Annotated in this window: 21 protein-coding genes; 15 read left to right on the top strand and 6 right to left on the bottom strand. The window is 73.9% G+C overall.

Annotation, left to right across the window (positions count from 1 at the left end; genetic code table 11):
* Positions 1–98: 98 nt before the first annotated feature.
* The gene (locus tag OIE51_RS06315; protein ID WP_326596151.1) at positions 99–389 is read right to left on the bottom strand and encodes an HPr family phosphocarrier protein; all 291 of its coding nucleotides are present in this window, start codon (positions 387–389) and stop codon (positions 99–101) included.
* A 95-nt stretch (positions 390–484) separates the two neighbouring features.
* On the opposite strand from OIE51_RS06315, the gene OIE51_RS06310 reads away from it, so the two are divergent.
* Genes OIE51_RS06310 through OIE51_RS06295 form a run of 4 tightly spaced genes read left to right on the top strand, consistent with a single transcriptional unit; the run spans position 485 to position 5,792 of the window.
* Positions 485–3,217 carry a bifunctional acetate--CoA ligase family protein/GNAT family N-acetyltransferase gene (locus OIE51_RS06310; RefSeq protein WP_326596150.1) on the top strand — a complete coding sequence of 911 codons (2,733 nt, stop codon included), beginning with the start codon at positions 485–487 and terminating at the stop codon, positions 3,215–3,217.
* A gap of 49 nt (positions 3,218–3,266) precedes the next feature.
* Complete coding sequence (locus OIE51_RS06305) at positions 3,267–3,854, top strand: DUF5998 family protein (protein WP_326596149.1); 588 nt, start codon at positions 3,267–3,269, stop codon at positions 3,852–3,854.
* Positions 3,855–3,895: 41 nt separating this feature from the next.
* Entirely contained in the window at positions 3,896–5,086 is a 1,191-nt protein-coding gene (locus tag OIE51_RS06300; protein ID WP_326600519.1) for an alkaline phosphatase family protein, read from the top strand.
* Between the two features lie 16 nt (positions 5,087–5,102).
* Positions 5,103–5,792 (top strand): thymidine kinase, encoded by a 690-nt coding sequence (locus tag OIE51_RS06295; protein ID WP_326596148.1) that lies wholly within the window; start codon positions 5,103–5,105, stop codon positions 5,790–5,792.
* Between the two features lie 39 nt (positions 5,793–5,831).
* Here the strand turns inward: OIE51_RS06295 and OIE51_RS06290 are convergent, their stop codons facing one another.
* The gene (locus OIE51_RS06290) at positions 5,832–6,611 is read right to left on the bottom strand and encodes a VOC family protein (RefSeq protein WP_326596146.1); all 780 of its coding nucleotides are present in this window, start codon (positions 6,609–6,611) and stop codon (positions 5,832–5,834) included.
* Positions 6,612–6,699: 88 nt separating this feature from the next.
* Between OIE51_RS06290 and OIE51_RS06285 the strand changes: the two genes are divergently transcribed.
* On the top strand, positions 6,700–7,539 hold the full coding sequence (locus tag OIE51_RS06285; RefSeq protein WP_442811872.1) for a sulfurtransferase: 840 nt from the start codon (positions 6,700–6,702) through the stop codon (positions 7,537–7,539).
* 10 nt (positions 7,540–7,549) lie between these two features.
* On the opposite strand, the gene sepH is transcribed toward OIE51_RS06285, so the two are convergent.
* The gene (gene sepH / locus OIE51_RS06280; protein WP_326596144.1) at positions 7,550–8,560 is read right to left on the bottom strand and encodes a septation protein SepH; all 1,011 of its coding nucleotides are present in this window, start codon (positions 8,558–8,560) and stop codon (positions 7,550–7,552) included.
* Between the two features lie 505 nt (positions 8,561–9,065).
* On the opposite strand from sepH, the gene OIE51_RS06275 reads away from it, so the two are divergent.
* Positions 9,066–10,196 (top strand): ferrochelatase, encoded by a 1,131-nt coding sequence (locus OIE51_RS06275; protein WP_326596143.1) that lies wholly within the window; start codon positions 9,066–9,068, stop codon positions 10,194–10,196.
* A 29-nt stretch (positions 10,197–10,225) separates the two neighbouring features.
* Positions 10,226–11,071: an inositol monophosphatase family protein gene (locus tag OIE51_RS06270; protein ID WP_326596141.1), complete on the top strand. Its 846-nt coding sequence runs from the start codon at positions 10,226–10,228 to the stop codon at positions 11,069–11,071.
* Between the two features lie 103 nt (positions 11,072–11,174).
* Here OIE51_RS06270 and OIE51_RS06265 read toward each other — a convergent pair whose 3' ends face one another.
* Entirely contained in the window at positions 11,175–11,336 is a 162-nt protein-coding gene (locus OIE51_RS06265) for a hypothetical protein (protein ID WP_326596139.1), read from the bottom strand.
* Positions 11,337–11,633: 297 nt separating this feature from the next.
* On the opposite strand from OIE51_RS06265, the gene OIE51_RS06260 reads away from it, so the two are divergent.
* The 3 genes from OIE51_RS06260 (at position 11,634) to OIE51_RS06250 (ending at position 14,131) form a co-directional block, all read left to right on the top strand.
* Positions 11,634–12,287 (top strand): response regulator transcription factor, encoded by a 654-nt coding sequence (locus OIE51_RS06260; protein ID WP_326596138.1) that lies wholly within the window; start codon positions 11,634–11,636, stop codon positions 12,285–12,287.
* A 3-nt stretch (positions 12,288–12,290) separates the two neighbouring features.
* Entirely contained in the window at positions 12,291–13,559 is a 1,269-nt protein-coding gene (locus OIE51_RS06255) for a sensor histidine kinase (RefSeq protein ID WP_326596136.1), read from the top strand.
* A 272-nt stretch (positions 13,560–13,831) separates the two neighbouring features.
* Positions 13,832–14,131, top strand: coding sequence for a DUF4193 domain-containing protein (locus tag OIE51_RS06250; RefSeq protein WP_059011443.1), 300 nt, complete (start codon positions 13,832–13,834; stop codon positions 14,129–14,131).
* Between the two features lie 20 nt (positions 14,132–14,151).
* On the opposite strand, the gene OIE51_RS06245 is transcribed toward OIE51_RS06250, so the two are convergent.
* Complete coding sequence (locus OIE51_RS06245; RefSeq protein WP_326596134.1) at positions 14,152–14,607, bottom strand: DUF3093 domain-containing protein; 456 nt, start codon at positions 14,605–14,607, stop codon at positions 14,152–14,154.
* Positions 14,608–14,665: 58 nt separating this feature from the next.
* Between OIE51_RS06245 and dut the strand changes: the two genes are divergently transcribed.
* The 3 genes from dut (at position 14,666) to OIE51_RS06230 (ending at position 16,354) form a co-directional block, all read left to right on the top strand.
* Positions 14,666–15,187, top strand: coding sequence for a dUTP diphosphatase (gene dut / locus OIE51_RS06240; RefSeq protein ID WP_326596132.1), 522 nt, complete (start codon positions 14,666–14,668; stop codon positions 15,185–15,187).
* Position 15,188: 1 nt separating this feature from the next.
* A complete protein-coding gene (locus OIE51_RS06235) occupies positions 15,189–15,959 on the top strand; it encodes a DUF3710 domain-containing protein (RefSeq protein WP_326596131.1) in 771 nt (256 codons plus the stop codon).
* A 95-nt stretch (positions 15,960–16,054) separates the two neighbouring features.
* Positions 16,055–16,354: a DUF6343 family protein gene (locus OIE51_RS06230; protein ID WP_326596129.1), complete on the top strand. Its 300-nt coding sequence runs from the start codon at positions 16,055–16,057 to the stop codon at positions 16,352–16,354.
* Between the two features lie 85 nt (positions 16,355–16,439).
* Here the strand turns inward: OIE51_RS06230 and OIE51_RS06225 are convergent, their stop codons facing one another.
* A complete protein-coding gene (locus tag OIE51_RS06225) occupies positions 16,440–18,767 on the bottom strand; it encodes a helicase-associated domain-containing protein (RefSeq protein ID WP_326596128.1) in 2,328 nt (775 codons plus the stop codon).
* Between the two features lie 181 nt (positions 18,768–18,948).
* Between OIE51_RS06225 and OIE51_RS06220 the strand changes: the two genes are divergently transcribed.
* The gene (locus tag OIE51_RS06220) at positions 18,949–19,359 is read left to right on the top strand and encodes an OB-fold nucleic acid binding domain-containing protein (protein WP_326596126.1); all 411 of its coding nucleotides are present in this window, start codon (positions 18,949–18,951) and stop codon (positions 19,357–19,359) included.
* A gap of 4 nt (positions 19,360–19,363) precedes the next feature.
* Positions 19,364–20,161, top strand: coding sequence for a DUF3159 domain-containing protein (locus OIE51_RS06215; protein ID WP_442811871.1), 798 nt, complete (start codon positions 19,364–19,366; stop codon positions 20,159–20,161).
* Positions 20,162–20,166: the final 5 nt, after the last annotated feature.

The following is a 20,166-nucleotide window of genomic DNA, read 5'->3' as shown; positions in this document are numbered from 1 at the left end:
CCGTATACACCTGGAGAATAAGGGCTGCGAATTCCTTTGATGGAATGCGGCCCGGGAATTCTGCTGCCCAGAATTCCCGGGTGCCGCGAACAATTCGTTCACACGGTTTCCGGAAGCTCCTCAAGTCCTTCGGAAACGAGCTTCGCCAGACGGTCGAGAGCGGCCTCGGCGGCCGTCGTGTCGTCGGTCGGGGAAGCCAGCACGACTTCCTCGCCGCCCTCGGCACCGAGGCTGAGAACGGCCAGCATCGAGGCGGCGTTCACGGGAGTGCCGCCCTTCTTGGCGATGGTCACCGGCACGCCGGTGGCGGTCGCGGCGCGGACGAAGATCGAGGCGGGACGGGCGTGTAGCCCTTCGGCCCAGCCGATGGAGACGCGGCGCTCGGCCATGTGTTGCCCTCCGGGGTGGTTCGGGTTGCGGAGTGGTCGCCGTGGACGGGGCACCGAGGGTCCCGTCCGGACGTGGTCAACCGTACGCTGAAGCCATGCGGACACCCGCCCTGCCTCACTACCCGGCCCACTGGGAAGCCGATGTGGTGCTCCGGGACGGGGGCACCGCGCACATCAGGCCCATCACCCCGGCGGACGCCGACCGGCTGGTGAGCTTCTACGAGCGGGTGTCCGACGAGTCGAAGTACTACCGGTTCTTCGCGCCCTACCCCCGGCTCTCCGCCCGCGACGTGCACCGATTCACCCACCACGACTACGTGGACCGGGTGGGGCTGGCCGCCACGGTCGGCGACGAGTTCCTCGCGACCGTCCGCTACGACCGGGTGGACGAGGAGGGGCGGGCCGCCTCCGGGAACGCCGACCGCGCGGAGGTCGCGTTCCTCGTCCAGGACGCCCACCAGGGCCGGGGCCTGGCCTCCGCCCTCCTCGAACACATCGCGGCGGTCGCCAGGGAGCGCGGCATCCGGCGCTTCGAGGCGGAGGTGCTGCCCGCCAACAACAAGATGATCAAGGTGTTCACGGACGCCGGCTACTCCCAGCGCCGCAGCTTCGCCGACGGCTCCGTCCACCTCACCCTCGACCTGGAGCCCACCGCCGCGTCCGTCGAGGTGATGCGTGCCCGGGAGCAGCGCGCCGAGGCCAGATCCGTGCAGCGGCTGCTGGCCCCCGGCAGCGTCGCCGTCATCGGTGCCGGCCGCCGCCCCGGCGGCGCCGGGCGCACCGTGCTCGCGGGCCTGCTCGGCGGCGGCTTCACCGGTGAGGTGTACGCGGTCAACGCCGCCCTCGGCCCGGACCGGACCGTGCTGGAGGGCGTGCCCGCCTTCCGGTCCGTGCGGGACATCTCCGCCCCCGTCGACCTGGCCGTGCTCGCCGTGCCGGCCGACCGGGTGGCCGAAGTCGTGGCCGAGTGCGGCGAGCACGGGGTGCAGGGCGTGGTGGTGCTGGCCGCCGGGCACAGCCGGGAGGAGCAGCGCGAGCTGGTGCACCTGGCCCGTTCGTACGGCATGCGGATCATCGGGCCGAACGCGTTCGGCGTGATCAACACCGCGCCCTCCGTCCGGCTCAACGCCAGCCCCGCGCCCCGCCTGCCCAGCGCCGGCCGGATCGGCCTGTTCACCCAGTCCGCCGCCATCGGCATCGCCGTCCTGGACGAGCTGGAACGGCGCGGCGCCGGCCTGTCCACCTTCCTCTCCGCCGGCAACCGGGCGGACCTGTCCGGCAATGACGCGCTCCAGCACTGGTACGAGGACCCGGCCACCGACGTCGTCCTCATGTACCTCGAATCCGTCGGCAACCCGCGGAAGTTCACCCGCATCGCCCGCCGCACCGCCGCCGCGGGCAAGCCGGTCGTCGTGGTGCGCGGCGGACGGCACAGCGGTGGCGCCCCGCCGCACGGCCACGCCGTCCCGGCCGGGCGGACCCCCGACAGCACCGTCTCGGCGCTGCTCAGCCAGGCCGGCGTCATCGAGGTGGACACCGCCGTCGAACTCGTCGACACCGGGCTGCTCCTCGCCCGCCAGCCGCTGCCCCAGGGCCCGAACGTCGCCGTCGTCGGCAACGCCGAGGCGCTCGGGCTGATCGCCCACGACGCCTGCCGCGCCCAGGGCCTGCGCCCGTTGCCGCTGGCCAGCCTGGGCTCCGGGGCGACCCCGACCGACTACCACCGGGCGCTGTCCGGCGCCCTGGCCGACCCGGGCGTCGACGCCGTCGTGGTCACCGCGCTGCCGATCGTCGGCGAGGACACCCGGGTCACCCACGACCTCGACCTGATGGCCGCCCTGCACACCGCCGTCGCCGACGCCAAGGCCGACAAGCCCGTGGTCGTCACCCACCTCGCCCTGGAAGAGCTGGCCGCCGCGCTCAACGTCCAGGGCATCCCCGCCTACCCGTCCGCCGAACGGGCCGTCCGCGCCCTGGCCCAGGCCGTCCGGCACGCCCAGTGGCGCGCCAAGGCCGCCGCGCCGGGCCGCGTTCCGGAGTTCGACGATATCCACGAACACGTCGCGGCCCGGCTGCTGGCCGACCTCATCGGCCCCGCCGCGCCCGCGGTACCGGCCGTCCTCGCCGCGCCGGGCGGCCCCGGCACCCCCGTCGGCCAGGAGCGCACCCGCCTCCTGCTCGGCGCCTACGGCATCCCGCTGCTGTCCGCGCTGCCCGCCCCCGACGAGGAGGCCGCCGCCGCGGCGGCCCGCCGGATCGGCTTCCCGGTGGCCCTGAAGGCCACCGCCCCCCAGCTGCGGCACCGGTCCGATCTGGGCGGCATCCGGCTCGGCATCGCCACCGAGGCCGAACTGCGCGGCGCCTACGCCGAGCTGACCCGGCAGCTCGGCAGCCCCGCCGAGCTCCAGCCGGTCGTCCAGGCGATGGCGCCGCGCGGCGTGGACACCGTGGTGCGGGCCACCGTCGATCCGGCCATCGGCGCGGTTCTCTCCTTCGGCCTGGCCGGACCGCCCTCCGAGCTGCTCGGCGACCTCGCCCACCGGCTGCTGCCCGTCACCGACCGGGACGCCGCCGAGCTGGTCCGCTCCATCCGCGCCGCCCCCATGCTGTTCGGCTGGCGCGGTGCGCGCCCGGTCGACACCGCGGCGCTGGAGGAGCTGCTGCTGCGCCTGGGGCGCCTGGTCGACGACCGGCCCGAGATCTCCGTCGTCGAGCTGGAGCCGGTCGTCGTCGGCTCGCGCGGCGCGACGGCGCTGGCCGCGACGGTGTGGGTGGCGCCGCCGCCACCGCGCGCGGACCTGGGCCCGCGTCGCCTCCCGGCGTACTGACCGCCCGACGGCTCCTCGGCCGTCGGGGCCGCCCCTTAGGATGGGGCTCATGGCGAAGACCGGTACGACGTCCCAGGGGCTGCGGGAGGCGATCGAGCGCAGTGGGTATTACCCCGCGCTGGTCGCCGAGGCGGTGGAGGCCGCTGTGGGCCGGGAGCCCGTCGTCTCCTTCCTGGTCCATCAGGAGACGACCTTCGACAGCAACGAGGTCCGTCGGCACGCCACGGTCCTGGTGCTGACCGGCACCCGCTTCATCGTGAGCCATACCGACGAGCAGTCCGCGGACAGCACCGCGCCCGCGCCCTATGCCACCACCTCCACGGAGTCCGTGAAGCTCTCCCGGATCTCCTCCGTGGTGATCAGCCGCGTCGTCGCCGATCCCCAGTCGTACGTGCCGGGCACGGTGCCCCGGGAGGTCGTGCTCACCATCGGCTGGGGCGCCGTCTCCCGTATCGACATGGAGCCCGCGAGCTGCGGTGACCCCAACTGCGAGGCCGACCACGGCTACACGGGCTCGACCACGGCCGACGACCTCTCCCTGCGCATCAGCGAGGCGGGTGACGGCCCGGAGACGGTGCGCCAGACGCTGGAGTTCGCGCAGGCCCTCTCCGAGGCGACCGCGGTGACCGGCAGGTGACGCTCCCCACGTCCGGGGGAAGCCGGGAGGCTTCCTCGTCCCTGGCCCACCCCGCCCACGATCCCGTGCCGCTCGATCCGCGCGGGGCTCCCGCGCCGCGGTACGGATCGGCGTCGCTGGCCGACGTGCTGCCCGCCGCCGCGGCCGGTCTCGGGGTCCCCGGCATGACCTCGGGGCTCGCCCTGCCGCCCGCCGACCGGGTCTGCCTCTTCCTCATCGACGGGCTCGGCTGGGAGGCGCTGCGCGCGCACCCGGAGGCGGCCCCGTTCCTCACCTCCCTGCTCCCCACCTCGCGGGCCGGCGCCGGTGAGCCCATCACCGCCGGATTCCCCTCCACGACGGCCACCTCGCTCGCCTCCGTGGGCACCGGGCTGCCCCCGGCCGCGCACGGCCTGGCCGGGTACAAGGTGCTCGACCCGGCCTCCGGCCAGCTGATGAACCAGCTCCGCTGGGACCCGTGGACGGACCCCGCGCTGTGGCAGCCGCACCCCACCGTCTTCCAGCTCGCGCACGCGGCGGGCGTCGCCGCCGCCCAGGTATCCGCCCCCCACTTCGAGCGCACGCCGCTCACCCGGATCGCGCTCTCCGGCGGCACGTTCCTCGGCCGGCTCGACGCGGGGGAGCGCATGGACCTCGCCGCGCGCCGGCTCGCGGCGGCCGACCGCGCCCTCGTCTACACCTACTACGCGGAGCTGGACGCCACCGGTCACCGGCTCGGCGTGGACTCCGACGCCTGGCGCGGCGAGCTGCGGTATGTGGACGGGCTCGCCCAGCGGCTGGCGGAGCGGCTGCCCCCGCGCTCGGTGCTGTACGTCACGGCCGACCACGGCATGGTCGACGTGCCGCCGACCGCTGAGGCCCGGTTCGACTTCGACGACGACTGGGAGCTGCGGGCCGGTGTCGCCCGCCTCGGCGGCGAGGGCCGCGCCCGCCACGTGTACGCGGTGCCGGGCGCCGCCCCCGACGTCTACGCGGTCTGGCGCGAGGTGCTGGCCGGGCACGCCTGGGTGGCGACCCGCGACGAGGCGGTGGAGCTGGGCTGGTTCGGGCCGCCCGGCGCCGGGGTGGAGCCGCGCGTGCGCTCCCGCATCGGCGACGTCGTGGTGGCGATGACCGGCACGTCGAGCGTCGTCGCGAGCGTCTCGGAGCCCCACGAGTCCGCCCTCATCGGCATGCACGGCTCGGTGACCCCGGCCGAGCAGCTCGTTCCGCTGCTCGAAGTACGAACCTGACCTGGAGCCCGTTCCGTTGCCTGAACTCGCCTTCTTCTCCGGCACGATGGACTGCGGGAAGAGCACGCTGGCCCTGCAGATCCAGCACAACCGCTCGGCCCGCGGCCTTCAGGGCATGATCTTCACCCGCAACGACCGGGCCGGGGAGGGCAAGCTGTCCTCCCGGCTCGGCCTGGTCACCGACGCGATCGAGGCCGACGAGGGCTTCGACTTCCACGCCCACCTGGTGCGGCACCTGACGGCGGGCGGGCGCGTGGACTACGTGATCGCCGACGAGGCCCAGTTCCTGTCGCCCGCGCAGGTCGACCAGCTCGCGCGGGTCGTGGACGACCTGGGCATCGACGTCTTCGCGTTCGGCATCACGACCGACTTCAGGACCCGGCTCTTCCCCGGCTCGCAGCGGTTGATCGAGCTGGCCGACCGGGTGGAGGTGCTCCAGGTCGAGGCGCTGTGCTGGTGCGGGGCGCGGGCCACGCACAACGCCCGCACGGTCGGCGGCCGGATGGTGGTCGAGGGCGCGCAGGTGGTCGTGGGCGATGTGGGGGACGTGGGCGCGCGCGGGGAGGTCGGCTACGAGGTGCTGTGCCGCAGACACCACCGCCGTCGGCTGACCGCCGTGGCGGCGGGCGCGGGAGTGCTCTCCCCGGACGTGCTCCCGGCCGATGTCCCTCCGCAGCTCGGCCGGGCCCGGGGCGGGCCGGTGTAGTCGGACCCGGGCGGGTCACTCCACCGGCCCGCCGCGGCCTTATCGTGCGGGGCGGAGCACCGCGAACGGTGCGCCCTCGGGGTCGGTGACCCGGGCCCAGCGCCCGAAGGAGGAATCCTCCGGCTCGCTGAGCTGTCGGCCACCGAGGGCGACGACGCGGCGCAGGGCCTCGTCGACGTCCGGCACCGAGAAGTACGTCAGCCAGTGCGGGCCCCGGTCGTGCGGCAGGGCGCCGCCCACGCCGCGGATACCGGCGACCTTGTGGCCGTCGAGGTGCAGCGCCAGGTAGTCCAGGTCGGCGGGCGCTCCCGGCACGGGCACCGTGTCGTACCCGAAGACCACCGAATAGAACTTGCTGACACCCGAGGTGTCAGCGGCGATGAGCTCGTTCCAGCAGGGAGCGCCGGCCGGGCCCTGGAACGGGCCGTGCCTGCGCGGCCCGCCCTGCCAGATGCCGAACGCCGCGCCGCCCACGTCGGCGGCTATGGCCAGCCGGCCGACCTGGTCGACATCGAGCGGGCCGACCGCCACCGTGCCACCGCAGTCGCGGATCAGCATCGCCGTGGCGTCGGCGTCCCTGGTGGCGATGTACGGCAGCCACGTGACCAGCCGCCGCACCCCTTGCGCGATCTCACCGAGTCCGGCGACCGGATGGCCGTCCAGCAGTGCCTGCACGTAGGGGCCGAGCTGCGCCGGCCCCTCCTCGAACTCCCAGCCGAACAGGGAGTGGTAGAACTCCTGGCTCGCGGCCAGGTCATGGACCATCAGACTTACCCAGCGGTGCGTGCCGGAAACCGGCGGACTCGCTGCTTCGGTCATCCTTGTCTCTTCTCCTGTAGGACAATCGCGCCACTGCCGTTTATTCGCACAGACCAGTCTCCCCCCGAACACGGAGAGAATGGCCCCCATGACAGCAATGATCTCCACAGCCGGACTCCGCGCCGAACTGGCCCCCGGCAACGCGCCGCCCGGGCGGCCCGTCCTGCTCGACGTACGCTGGCAGCTCGGCGGCCCGCCCGGCCGGCCCGCGTACGCGGCGGGCCACTTGCCGGGCGCTGTCTACGTGGACCTGGACTCCGAGCTCGCCGCTCCGCCCGGTCCCGGCGGTCGGCATCCGCTGCCCGACCTGGAGGTCTTCGGGGCCGCGATGCGCCGGGCGGGTGTCTCGCACGGGCGCCCGGTCGTGATCTACGACGGCGGCCAGGGGTGGGGCGCGGCGCGGGCCTGGTGGCTGCTGCGCTGGACCGGCCACGAACGGGTGCGGGTGCTGGACGGTGGGCTGGCGGCGTGGGACGGCGAGTTGACCACCGAGGTGCCCGAGCCCGCCGGGGGCGACTTCACGCCGCGGCCGGGGGCGCTGCCCGTGCTCGACGCGGCGGCGGCGGCCCGGCTGGCCAGGAGCGGGGTGCTGCTCGACGCGAGGGCGGGGGAGCGGTACCGCGGCGAGGTGGAGCCCATCGATCCGGTCGGCGGCCACATCCCCGGCGCCCGCTCGGCGCCGACCACGGAGAACGTCGGCCCGGACGGCCGGCTCCGGTCGGCGGCGGAGCTGGCCGCGCGGTTCGCGGAGCTGGGCGCGGTACCGGGCGCCGCGGTGGGCGTCTACTGCGGCTCGGGGGTCTCCGGGGCGCACGAGATCCTCGCGCTCGCCGTGGCGGGAGTCGACGCGGCCCTCTACCCGGGGTCGTGGAGCGAGTGGACCGCCGACCCCGGGCGCCCCGTCGCCAGGGGCCCGGAGCCGGGCTGACCGGCCCCGCTCAGTCTTTCTTCTTGCGGCGGGTGCCGAACACGATCTCGTCCCAGCTCGGCACGGCCGCCCGGCGGCCGGGGCGGACGCCGTCCGCCTCGGCCTGGCGGTCGGTGCTGCCCGTCAGCCGGTCGCGGTGTCCGCCCACGGAGCGCGGCATGAGCACGTCCGCGTAGGTGGATCCCGCGCTGGCCGCCGGCGCGGGCACCGCCGCCTCTTCGTCCTCGGCCTCCGCCTCGTCCCCGGACGGCGCGGTGACCGAGGCCGCCGCGGGCGGTCCGGCCTGCTCGGGCACCACCAGGTCGCCGCGGAAGCTCGGGACGGCCTCCAGCAGGCTGGTGAGCGAGTCGGCGTCGCTCTCGCTGGACACGCGCGGCGCCGGCGGTCGCTCGCCGTCGCGCGGCAGCCGGGCGATGCGCGGCACGAACGGCGTGCTCGGCTCCGGCATGTCGTCCGTCTCGCCCAGCAGCGAGCGCGCCTCGTCATCCACCGCCTGGACCAGACGGCGCGGCGGGTCGTAGGCCCAGCTCGCCGAGTGCGTCTCGCCGGCCACCCGGTAGACGAGCAGCACCTCCCAGGTGCCGTCGTCGCGCCGCCAGGAGTCCCAGCGGACGGCGTCCTTCTCGGCACCGCGCAGCATCAGGCGCTCGGTGACCGCGTCACCGAGCTGCGGCCCGGCGGTCTCGCCGGGACGCCGCAGCGGCGTCTTACGGGCCCGCTCGGCCATGAAGGCCCGCTCGGCCAGCACGGGACCCTCGAAGCGGCGCACCCGTTCCACGGGGATGCCGGCGAACTGGGCCACCTCTTCGGCCGTCGCACCGGCTCGTATCCGCGCCTGGATGTCGCGCGGGCGCAGGTGGTTCTCGACCTCGATCTCGATCTGGCCGAGCCGCGCCCTGTCGTTCCGGACGGCGGCGCGCAGCCGCTCGTCGATGGGAAGCGTGTATTCCGTGTTGTCGGCAGCCTTGAGCACCAGGCGTGTGCCGTCATTGCTCACGGCCACGACACGCAGTTCGGGCACGAGGACCTCCCGGTGGTGCCTGCCGACGTCACCTACGTCGCTGCTCCCGCTAGACGAGTGTGACTTGCCCGGGCGCAGCCTGCCACAACCTTGCCGACTTGCCCGGCGTGTCGGGCCATGGTCTTGAGCCGCGGTTGTGGCACAGTCACCACTTTGCCACGTGCGGTGACCGGCGCGAGCGTCGGTGCACGCGCGTGGACCGCAGGAACCAGGACCAAGGGAGCTTCACACTACTCCATTAGGGCCCGCGGGGGTGGGGTGCGGCGCCGGTGAAGTTCTCCCCGAGCAAGGGAGTTGGCCTGTCGGCACACGGCAGACATGGGCCGCAAGGCTCGCGGAAGCCCCAAAAGCCCGTCTATCACCACGTGACGGAAGCCACTTGCGGGGATGACGTGCAGGGACTGTGTGCATACGGCCGAACGGGCGAATCGGGGGTCGCGGGCGCCTCCGCCCGGGCCATTGGCGCCGGGCGGGAGGCGGGCCGCCCGTGGCAGGATGCGGAGACATGGACCGCGCGCTCAACCCGCATCCCTATGACGCCCTGCTGCTGCTCTCCTTCGGCGGCCCCGAAGGCCCGGACGACATCCTGCCGTTCCTGGAGAACGTCACCCGGGGGCGCGGCATCCCGCGTGAGCGGCTGGCCGAAGTGGGCGCCCACTACAACCTCTTCGGCGGCGTCAGCCCGATCAACGAGCAGAACCGGACGCTGCTCGACGCGCTCCGCGCCGATTTCGCCGAGCAGGGTCTGGACCTGCCGGTCTACTGGGGCAACCGGAACTGGGCGCCGTACGTCACCGACACCGTCCGCGAGATGGCCGCCGACGGCCGCCGCCGTGTCCTCACCCTGGCCACCAGCGCCTACGCCTCCTACTCCGGCTGCCGGCAGTACCGGGAGGACCTGGCGGGCGCCCTGGCGGCGCTGGAGGCCGAGGGCGCGGACCTGCCGCGCGTCGACAAGCTGCGGCACTACTACAACCACCCGGGCTTCCTGGACACCGTGATCGATGGCGTGCTGACCGCCCTGGTGACGCTTCCCCCGGAGGCGCGCGACGGCGCCCACCTGGCGTTCACCACCCACTCCATCCCGGAGGCCGCGGCGGAGGCCTCGGGCCCGCCGGTCGAGCACGGTCCCGCGGGCGGGGCGTATGTCGCCCAGCACCTGGACGCCGCCCGCGTCGTGGCCCGCGCGGTGCGCGAGGCCACCGGCATCGACCACCCGTGGGAGCTGGTCTACCAGTCGCGCAGCGGCGCGCCGCACATCCCATGGCTGGAGCCGGACATCTCCGACCACCTCAGGGCCCTGCACGCCAAGGGAGTCCCGGGCGCCGTCATGGTCCCGATCGGCTTCGTCTCGGACCACATGGAGGTGCTGTACGACCTCGACACCGAGGCCACGGCGACCGCCGAGGAGCTGGGCATGCCGGTGGTCAGGTCCGCCACGGTCGGCGCCGACCCACGCTTCGTGGCGGCGGTGCGCGACCTGGTGCTGGAGCGGGCGGCCGAGGAGCGCGGCGAGACGCCCCGGCGCCCCGCGCGGGGCGCGCTGGGCCCCGGCCACGACGTCTGCCCGGTGGGCTGCTGCCCGGGCCGCCTGCTCAAGCCCGCCGCCGCGGGCGCCGACAGCCCGTATGCGTGACGTACGCCCGAGTGGAGGAGCACCGCGCCATGCCTGACCGAGCCGCGGCCGACCGGCCGTCCCCCGACCGACTCGCCGGAGAGCTGCTCGCGCTGGCCCAGGAGGCCGCCGGGCGGGCGGGCCGACTGCTGCGCGAGGGCCGTCCCGCCGACCTGGGCGTGGCGGCCACCAAGTCCAGCCCGATCGACATCGTCACCGAGATGGACATCGCGGCCGAGAAGCTGATCACGGGCTTCCTGTCCGAACGGCGCCCGGACGACGGGTTCCTCGGCGAGGAGGGCGGCGTCAGCGGCGGGACCAGCGGCGTGCGCTGGGTCATCGACCCGCTCGACGGGACCGTCAACTATCTCTACGGGCTGCCCCAGTGGGCGGTGTCCATCGCCGCCGAGGTGGATGGCGAGGTGGTGGCCGCCGTGGTCGAGGCGCCGATGCGCGGCGAGACCTACCGGGCCGTGCGCGGCGGCGGCGCCGAACGGCTGCGGCCGGACGCGGCCCCCGAGCCGGTGCGCCCGCGCCCGTCGCCGCCGCTGGAGCAGGCGCTGATCGGCACCGGCTTCAACTACGTGGCCACCGTCCGCGCCGCACAGGCCGCCGTCGCCCACCGGCTGATCCCCCGGGTCCGCGACATCCGCCGCTCGGGGTCGGCCGCCGTCGACCTGTGCGACGTGGCCTGCGGCCGGCTGGATGGCTTCTACGAGCGCGGTCTCGCCCCCTGGGACCTGGCCGCCGGCGACCTCATCGCCCGGGAGGCCGGCGCGCTGACCGGCGGCCGGGTGGGGCAGCGGCCGGGCGGGGACCTGACCGTCGCCGCGAGCCCCGGCGTCTTCGCCGTGCTCCAGCCGTTCCTGGACGAGCTCGGCGCCTGGCACGACTGACCCCACGGCCGGGGAGGGCGGCACGGTCGCGCCCCCGCACGGCACGACAGAGCGCCCCCGGGACCAGCCCGGGGGCGCTCTGTCGTCGATGTGTCAGACGGCCTCAGCCGATGTGCACGCCGTGCTCTGCCGCCAGTCGGCGCAGGTCGTCCAGCTCGGCCTGCTCCACATCCATCGTGAACACATCTCCGGCCTCACGAGCGCGGTGCAGATCGGACTCGGTGTTCTCGATGCGCTGCAGGATTCCAGCGGTGAACGCGTCCAAGGTGCGCCCCCTCGTCTTCGATCGGCGGCACTGGGGAGTGCCGAGGGTGGGTGCGACCACAGCGGACCCCGTGGAACGGTCGGCAGCGCAGGGGGTGGCTTACCGCCTACAAGGGGGTGGTCGCGGGGTTGTGGAGCTTCCTCCCCGATGCGCTCACAGCGGAAACCTCCCGGCAACAAGAATCACCGCGGAGCCGTCCCCGTCGTCCCCTTACCGGTCGTTTACGGGGGGTCAGGGCAGGATGGACCGGGGCGGCCGGCCAGGATCCCGTCCCGACTTGATGAGGAAGGACAGGACGTGCGCGTACTGGTGGTGGAGGACGAGCAGTTGCTCGCTGACGCCGTGGCCACCGGGTTGCGCCGCCAAGCCATGGCGGTGGACGTGGTCTACGACGGGGCCGCCGCGACGGAGCGCGTCGATCTCAACGATTACGACGTGGTCGTCCTCGACCGCGATCTCCCCCTCATTCACGGGGACGACGTCTGCCGCCACATCGTCGGCAGCGGGCGCGCGACGCGGGTGCTGATGCTCACCGCCTCGGGCGACGTCAGCGACCGTGTGGAGGGCCTGGAGATCGGCGCGGACGACTATCTGCCGAAGCCGTTCGCCTTCAGTGAGCTGATCGCCCGGGTCCGTGCCCTGGGCCGCCGCGCCACCGCGCCGCTGCCACCGGTGCTGGAGCGGTCGGGGATCAGGCTCGATCCGAACCGCAGGGAGGTCTTCCGGGAGGGCAGGCAGGTGAATCTGGCGCCGAAGGAGTTCGCGGTGCTGGAGGTCCTGATGCGCAGCGAGGGCACGGTCGTCTCGGCCGAGCAGCTCCTGGAGAAGGCGTGGGATGAGAACACCGACCCCTTCACCAACGTGGTCCGTGTCACGGTGATGACGCTGCGCCGCAAGCTCGGTGATCCGCCCGTGATCACCACCGTCCCCGGCGCGGGGTACCGGGTCTGAGCCATGGCAGCATCGCCCTCTCCCAGCCCCCTCACCCCGCCGATGCCCGCGGCCCCGCCGAAGCCGCCGTGGGACCCGCGCGAGACGGATCAGCCGCACAGCTGGCTCCGGCCCACGATCCGCATCCGGCTCACCCTGCTGTACGGCGGGATGTTCCTGATCGCCGGGGTCGTGCTGCTGACGATCATCTATCTGTTGGCGGCCCAGTCCCTCGACCGCGGCACGGCCCTGCCGTTCGAGTTCAACGACATGCAGACGGACGTGACGATCGTCTCGGACGTCTGCGCTCCGCTCCCCGAGTCGGTGACCAAGGAGGAGTTCAAGGCGTGGTTCGAGGAGTGCACCGGCACTCAGCGCGCCATCGCCCTCGACCAGCTCCTGCGCAGCTCGCTCCTCGCCCTGCTGGGGCTGGCGGTGGCGGCGTTCGCGTTCGGCTATGTGATGGCCGGCCGGGTGCTCTCCCCGCTGGGCCGGATCACCCGCACCGCCCGCCGGGTGGCCGGCTCCGACCTGCACCGGCGGATCGAGCTCGACGGTCCCGACGACGAGCTCAAGGAGCTGGCGGACACCTTCGACGAGATGCTGGACCGGCTCGACCGGGCGTTCACCGCGCAGCAGCGCTTCGTCGCCAACGCCTCGCACGAGCTGCGCACCCCGCTCGCGATCAACCGCACGCTGCTGGAGGTCCAGCTCTCCGACCCGGACGCCTCCACGGAGCTGATCCAGCTCGGGAACACCCTGCTCGCCACCAACGAGCGCAGCGAGCAGCTCGTGGAGGGCCTTCTGCTGCTCGCCCGCAGCGAGAACGAGCTGGTGGACCGGAAGCCCGTGGACCTGGCGGAGGTGGCCGGTCAGGCCGTCGAGCAGACCCGGGGCGAGGCCCACGCCCGGGGCGTGGCGCTGCGGGGCGTCCGCCCGCCGGTCCACATCCTGGGCAACGGCGTGCTGCTGGAGCGGATCGCGCTGAACCTGGTGCAGAACGCGGTGCGATACAACGTTCCCGAAGGCGGCTGGGTGCGCGTGGACACGGAGGTCAGGCCAGGGCAGGCGGTTCTCGTAGTGGAGAATACGGGTCCGGTGGTGCCCGCGTATGAGATCGACAACATGTTCGAGCCCTTCCGGCGGCTACGCACGCAGCGCACGGGTAGCGACAAGGGAGTCGGTCTCGGGCTGTCCATCGTCAGATCGGTGGCGCGTGCCCACGGCGGCTATGTCGTGGCCGAGCCCCGGGAGTCCGGCGGGCTCGTCATGCGGGTGGCGATTCCGGTCTGAGGGCAGGTCGGGACGGGAAAGAGAGAGATGTGATCAATCACATACACATGCCCGCGGAAGCGGGCCCAAAGGGGCCGTAGCAGGCTTTTTCGCCAGTCCGCGGTCCGATCGGCAGCCGGAATGATCACCTCTTCAGGCGTTCGGTTGGGTGTCGATTGAGTAACACCACTTGATGTGAGGCAAAATCTCCGCCTCGGGTCGGGCACAAAGTCGGACCCCCCGCGCGTTACGTGCGCTGGAGATACCAAAGACACCCGGAGGGGGAGAACGAAATGGCAACCGACTACGACACTCCACGCAAGACCGACGATGACGTCAACGAGGACAGCATCGAAGAGCTGAAGGCCCGGCGGAACGACAAGTCCGCTTCCACGGTCGACGTGGACGAGTTCGAGCAGGCGGAGGGCCTGGAGCTGCCCGGGGCCGACCTCTCCAACGAGGAGCTGTCCGTCCGGGTGCTGCCGCGCCAGGCCGACGAGTTCACCTGCATGAGCTGCTTCCTGGTACACCACCGGTCCCAGCTCGCGAGTGAGAAGGACGGTCAGCCGGTCTGCCGCGACTGCGCGGCGTGAGTGGACCGCCCGGACCGGGGCTAGACCGCGTCCGGGCGGCGGGCAGCGGTCAGGGCCGCGGTCAGGCGGTCGGGGCGGCGGGTCGAGAGATACAGATAGGGCGTCGGATCGGCCGGGTCCGTCACCTCGACCCGTACGGCTGTCGGAATATAGGCCCGTAGCAACATATGAGCCCGGGCATCCGCACGGTGGGTGCGCCAGGCGCGCGCCTCATCGGCGTCGAGCGCCCGGGCCTCGCCCAGGGCGGTGAGTGGGATCCTGGCCTGGCCCGCGATCAGCGAGTCGGCCACCACCCGGATGCGCGCCGAGCCATAGGTGCTCAGCGCGACGCCGGCGAGCGCCCCGCCAGCCGCCAGCCCGCACAGCAGCGGGACCGCCCCGAGTGGCGCCAGGGCGACCCCGAGCAGGACGACACCCAGCGCGGTGATCGCCCACCAGGCCCTCGGAACGGTCAGTCGCTCGTCATACGGCTTCATATGGCCAAGCATGGCAGGCTCGCCTCCGGGTCCCGCCGACGGCGGTAGGGTCTGCATCGTGAGTGCCCACAGCAGAGCCCCGGTTGACGTGCTGATCCGGCGGACCGATCCGGCGGTCCCGATCCCGGCCCGGGCCCACCCCGGTGACGCCGGCGTCGACCTGGTGACGACCGAGGCCGCGGAGCTGGCTCCCGGCGAGCGCGCGGTCCTGCCCACCGGGGTTTCGATCGCCCTCCCCGACGGGTACGCCGCCTTCGTGCATCCGCGTTCCGGCCTCGCCGCCCGCTGCGGAGTCGCCATGGTGAACGCGCCCGGGACCATCGACGCCGGGTACCGTGGGGAACTCAAGGTCATCCTGATCAATCTGGACCCGCGGGAGACCGTTCGGTTCCAGCCATTCGACCGGGTCGCCCAGCTCGTCGTCCAGCGGGTGGAGACGGTGCGTTTCCACGAGGTCACGGAGCTGCCGGGATCGGCGCGGGCCACGGGCGGTTTCGGCTCCACGGGCGGGCACACCGGCGCGCACCACCCCTACGCTGCGGTCGGTCCCGGCGGGACTGCCGACCGGAAAGGACAATGACGTGTTCGGACGTCGTCGTAAGCGGAACGAGGAGCCCGAGGAAGCGGTCGAGGCCACCGCTGAGGAGGAGGCTCCCGGCGAGCCCGACGAGGAAGAGGTGCGCCGGGTCAGGCTGGAGCCGGCCCCTCGGCCGGACGGCCCCTGGGACGTGAGCGAGGTCGGCAAGCCGTCCGAGGGCAGGGTCGACCTCGGGGGCCTGTTCGTGCCCGGTGTGCAGGGCATGGAGCTGCGCGTCGAGGTGGCCGGGGACGCGATCGTCGCCGCGACCGTGGTGGTCAAGGACAGCGCCGTGCAGCTCCAGGCGTTCGCCGCGCCGCGCCGCGAGGGCATCTGGTCCGAGGTCCGCGAGGAGATCGCCGCCGGGATCACTCAGCAGGGCGGTGTGATCGACGAGATCGAGGGTCCGCTCGGCTGGGAGCTGCGCGCGCGGGTGCCGGTGCAGCTTCCCGACGGCAAGCGCGGCATGCAGGTCGTGCGGTTCGTCGGGGTGGACGGTCCGCGCTGGTTCCTGCGCGGCGTCATCTCCGGCCAGGGCGCGGTCCAGCCGCAGGCGGCCGGCCTGCTGGAGCAGATCTTCCGGGACACCGTCGTGGTCCGCGGCGACTCGCCCATGGCGCCCCGCGACCCGATCGTCCTCAAGCTGCCGCAGGACGCCCAGATGGTCCCCGACGGCGTGAAGAAGGAGGAGGCCGCCGAGGGCGGCACCGTCTCCCGCTTCGCCGGCGGTCTGGACCAGCTCCGCCGCGGCCCGGAGATCTCCGAGGTCCGCTAGCGCGCGACACACCACCGCACACCCCCCGCCCTCGGGCGGCGGGGTGTGTCATCGGTCTGTCCGACGGGTACCCGGGAGGCCCCGAGGAGGCCGCCATGACCCGAGGACGCCGTCCGCGGACCGGCACCGAGCCGGTCACCGCCTACAGCGCGCTGCGCCTGCGGCTGCTGCTGTCCGGGATCTTCGTGCCGTTCTTCGCCGCCGTCACCACCGCGTTCGCCGTGTGGTGGGCCGCGAGCGACTCCGGTGACCAGCCCAGTCCCGCCGAGCTGGGCCGGCTGACCCTCGGGTGTGCCGTGCTGACCCTGCTGGCCGCGATCGACCTGGTCGTCGTCCTGCGCCGCAGGCGCGCCCAGCGCGAGGGCCGGGACCGCCTGACGCCGCCACCGCCGTAGTGGGCCGCGCGCCCGGCGCCTCACCGCGGAAGCGCCCGGCCGGGTGCTGTCGGCGGGTGCTACCGGGGGGTGCTGTCGGCGGGTCCTACCGGGGGGTGAGGACGCCGACGAGGCGGGAGATGAGGAAGCGGCGGCGGGCGTTGTCCCCCTCGCAGCGGGCGTAGATCCCGGGTGCCTCCAGAGAGATGTCGTGGATCGTCAGCAGCTCGCTCTCGTCCTCGCACTCGATGGTCACCGGGCGGTCGTTGTCGATCGCGTGGGCCAGCAGCCGGATCTCGGAGCGCGGCAGGTCCGTGGCCAGATCGGAGATGACGCGCTCCGTCTCGGTGCGGACGGCCGCCAGCCGGACGGCCAGGAGGTCCAGATCGCCCGGGTCCACGCGGGGGACGCCGTAGCGCCGCTGAGCCGGGACCGGCTTGGCGCGGGCGCGCTCCGGGCGTTCGACGCGGACCGTGCCGTCGGCCGTCTCGGAGACGGGAGCGTAGCCCTGGTCCCGCAGGGCGGACAGGGTGTCGTTCACCGGGGTGCGGCTGACCAGGACCGTGGGCGCGAGCAGGCGCAGGCCAAGGCCGGCCAGCCTGCGGTGGTAGAGGATCTCGGTGATCAGCGCCGGCTCGTCCGCGTGGATCACGCAGGCGGCGGCCACCACTTGGAGGCGGCCGTGGCGGCGGGCGGCGTCGGTGATCAGGTAGACGAGCGGCTGCGGCAACGGGCCGTCGGTGACGGCGGTCAGGTCGGTCTCGATCGACTCCGCCGTCCCGCCCACGTCCAGGGCGCGGCGGACGCTGGCGGGCGTGAACCGCCACACCGAGGCCGTGCCGCGCGCCTCCCGGTCCGCGACGGCGTCGAGGAGGCGCTCCAGCCGGGCGGAGGGCGCCCCGGTGACGACGGCGGTCAGGTCGCCGCCGATCCGCGCCCGTTCGGTGGCGGCGGGCAGCAGCCGGCGGGCCGTCTCCGCCAGGCGCTCTTCGTCGCCGGAACGCAGGGCCGCGCCGAGCGGCGAGAGCGTCCCCCGGGCCAGCACGCCGAACATCGTCGCCTCGCGCAGCAGTGTGGCGAAGGGCGGGGAGTCGTCGTCCAGCCGCCTGGCCATCGGGCGGTGCCAGGCGACGGCGGCGCCGAACGCCAGGACGTCCCGCGCGCCCCGGCCCGCGGGCAGGCGGGCGGCGGCGCCGAGCAGCGCGCGACGGGCGGCCAGCCGGTCGTTGCGCGGCGGAACCCCGTCCACCAGGGCGGGCAGCACCCGGCCCTCCGCGTCCCGGGACCGGGTGGGGGAGCCCGCGATCGACCACCAGGCACGCAGCAAGGCGGCCACCCGGAACGCCGGGTCCCGCTCCACCCACTGGTCATAGGCGTCGGTGACCGGGAAACGGTCGCCGTCGCGGGCCAGCAGTCCGGCCGCCACGGCGGTCTCCAGCACCAGCCGCACCTCGGTCTCCCCGCACTGCGCGGTGGCGCTCAGCCGGGCCAGCTCGCGGGTGCCGACGCCGCCCGTCTTCAGCCGGGCCGGCGGCTCGGCCGCGCACGCGGCGAGAACGGACGCGGCCTGCCCGGCGAAGGCGTAGGCCGCCGCCGCGGCCTCCCCGGCGACGGCCTCCTCACTGACCGGCGTGAGGGCCGGTACGGGCGGGGTCGGGGCGAACGGCGCGCGCCAGTCCTTGCCGCGCAGCGCGAGCGCCACCTCGGCGGGCATCCGGGCCGGCCCGTATCCGTAGCGGGCGCGGACCAGCAGGCCGCGGTCGAGCGCCCACCGCAGGGCCGGGGCGGACCCCGACTCCCGCTCCTCGGAGACGGCCCGGCTGTGCTTCGCCAGCAACTCCCGCGTCTCCCGGGGCGCCGCCGCGGCGAGCGCGGCCACCCGGTCGGGGTCACTGTGGTGGTCGAGCAGCGCGGTCAGCCGCTGGTGCCTGGCGGCCGGCGGGGTGACGCCCACGACCGACAGCACCGCGTGCAGGTCCTCGGTGCTCTTCTCGCCCATCAGATGCCGCAGCCCTCGCCCCAGGCCGAGCGGCGTCGGCCACGTCTCGCGCAACGGATCGGCCATGCGCAGCAGCCCGTCCTCGTCCGGCCAGGTCAGCGCGTACTGGGTCAGCTCGGTCAGCGCCGCCTCCACACCTGGGCCGGGGTCGCCCAGCAGGGTGGTGAGGCGGTCCCGGGGCACGCCCTCGTCCGGCGGCGCGAGGGCGGTGAGCGCGGCGAGCGCCTCGGCGGCCTGGAAGCAGCGCAGCGGGAGCCGGGCCATGGCCCGCGCCACCGACTTCTGCTCCGAGAGCCGGCCGGCGAGCTCTCCCAGATTGTGCGGGCCGGGGTGGCGGGCGACGTCCGGGCGGGCGGCGAGCAGGTCGCGCAGCCGCCCGGCGTCGAGCCGGTGCAGCCAAGCGGCCAGCGGGGACTCTGCGGCGATCGGGATCACCCCATCTGTGCGACGGTCCGGAGACTGACAGTCACCGTATCGTTCCTGTCCGCGCGCGGGACACGGTTGCGGGGGAACCCGTCCCGTCCGGCGGGACGGGGTGCGCGGGCCGCGCCACGCCACCTGATCACCGGACGCTGGATGGGCTACCGCTTCGAGCGCCGACCGTTACGCTGATGGCATGAGTGCGGATGGCGGCTCGGGGACCGGGCGGCGAGGCGGCCGGCTGTGGCGGCTGCTGGGACGTTCCGGGCCGGACGACGGCGGGGACCTGGCCGTCGCGGCGGAGCCGGCGGACGCCGGCTGCACCCGTATCGGCGACTGCGGCGAGCGGCCCGGGGGGCGGCCCGTGGTGCGTGTGACGGGTACGCTGCGCTCGGTCACCGAGCGGACCGTGGCGGGGATGCCCGCCCTCCAGGCCGAGCTGGACGACGGCTCGGCCTCGCTCGACGTGGTCTGGCTGGGCAGGCGCTCGATCGCCGGCATAGAGCCGGGCCGCGCGCTGGTCGCCTCCGGGCGTATCGCGATGACACACGGCCGGCCGGTGCTGTTCAATCCCCGATACCGACTGCAACCCCGTGGACAGGAGTAGCCGGGTGACCCCATCCGAGAGGTCCCAGAGTCCCCAGAGTCCCGACAGACAGATCGCGGAGCAGGTCGCGGACGAGGCCGCGACGCGGGCGGCTTTCTTCGAAGCCTTCGGCGGCGTGCGGGGCATGGTGGAGACCACGGTGCCCGGGCTCGTCTTCGTGCTCAGCTACACGATCAACCGGAACATCAACGTCTCCGCCATCGCCGCGCTCAGCATCTCCGCCGTGCTGGCCGTGGCCCGGCTGGCCCGGCGGGACACCCTCAAGCACGCCCTCGGCGGTGTCTTCGGGGTCGCGTTCGGGGCGGCCTTCGCGATGATGTCGGGAGACGCGAAGAACTTCTATCTGCCCGGCATGCTGTACACGCTGGTGCTGGGCGTGGCCTACGTGGTGACGTCGCTGGCCGGGGTGCCGCTGCTCGGCCTGATCCTGGGGCCGGTCTTCCGGGAGAACCTGTCCTGGCGGACGCGGAACCCGGGGCGCAAGCGGGCGTATGTCAAGGCCAGCTACGTGTGGGGCGGGATCCTGCTGGCGAAGTCGGCGATCACCTTTCCCATCTACTTCTGGGGCGACGCCACGCAGCTCGGGTGGCTGCGGGTGGCGCTGGGGATTCCGCCGTTCCTGGTAGCCGTCTACTTCACATGGATCATCCTGGTGAAGGCGCCGGCGCCGATCGACGTGATCGCCGAGTGGGAGGCCAGGGAGGCCGCTGAGGCGGAGGCGGCCGACGGGGCGAAGGCCGCGGGGTTCTCGCCCACCCGCCCACCCCTGGCCGGCGACGGAGAACGCCCCACGGCACGCTGACGCCC

Origin of the sequence: Streptomyces sp. NBC_01803 (assembly GCF_035917415.1) — a bacterium.
Taxonomy (GTDB): domain Bacteria; phylum Actinomycetota; class Actinomycetes; order Streptomycetales; family Streptomycetaceae; genus Streptomyces.
This window is presented reverse-complemented; position numbering and strand designations above follow the sequence as displayed.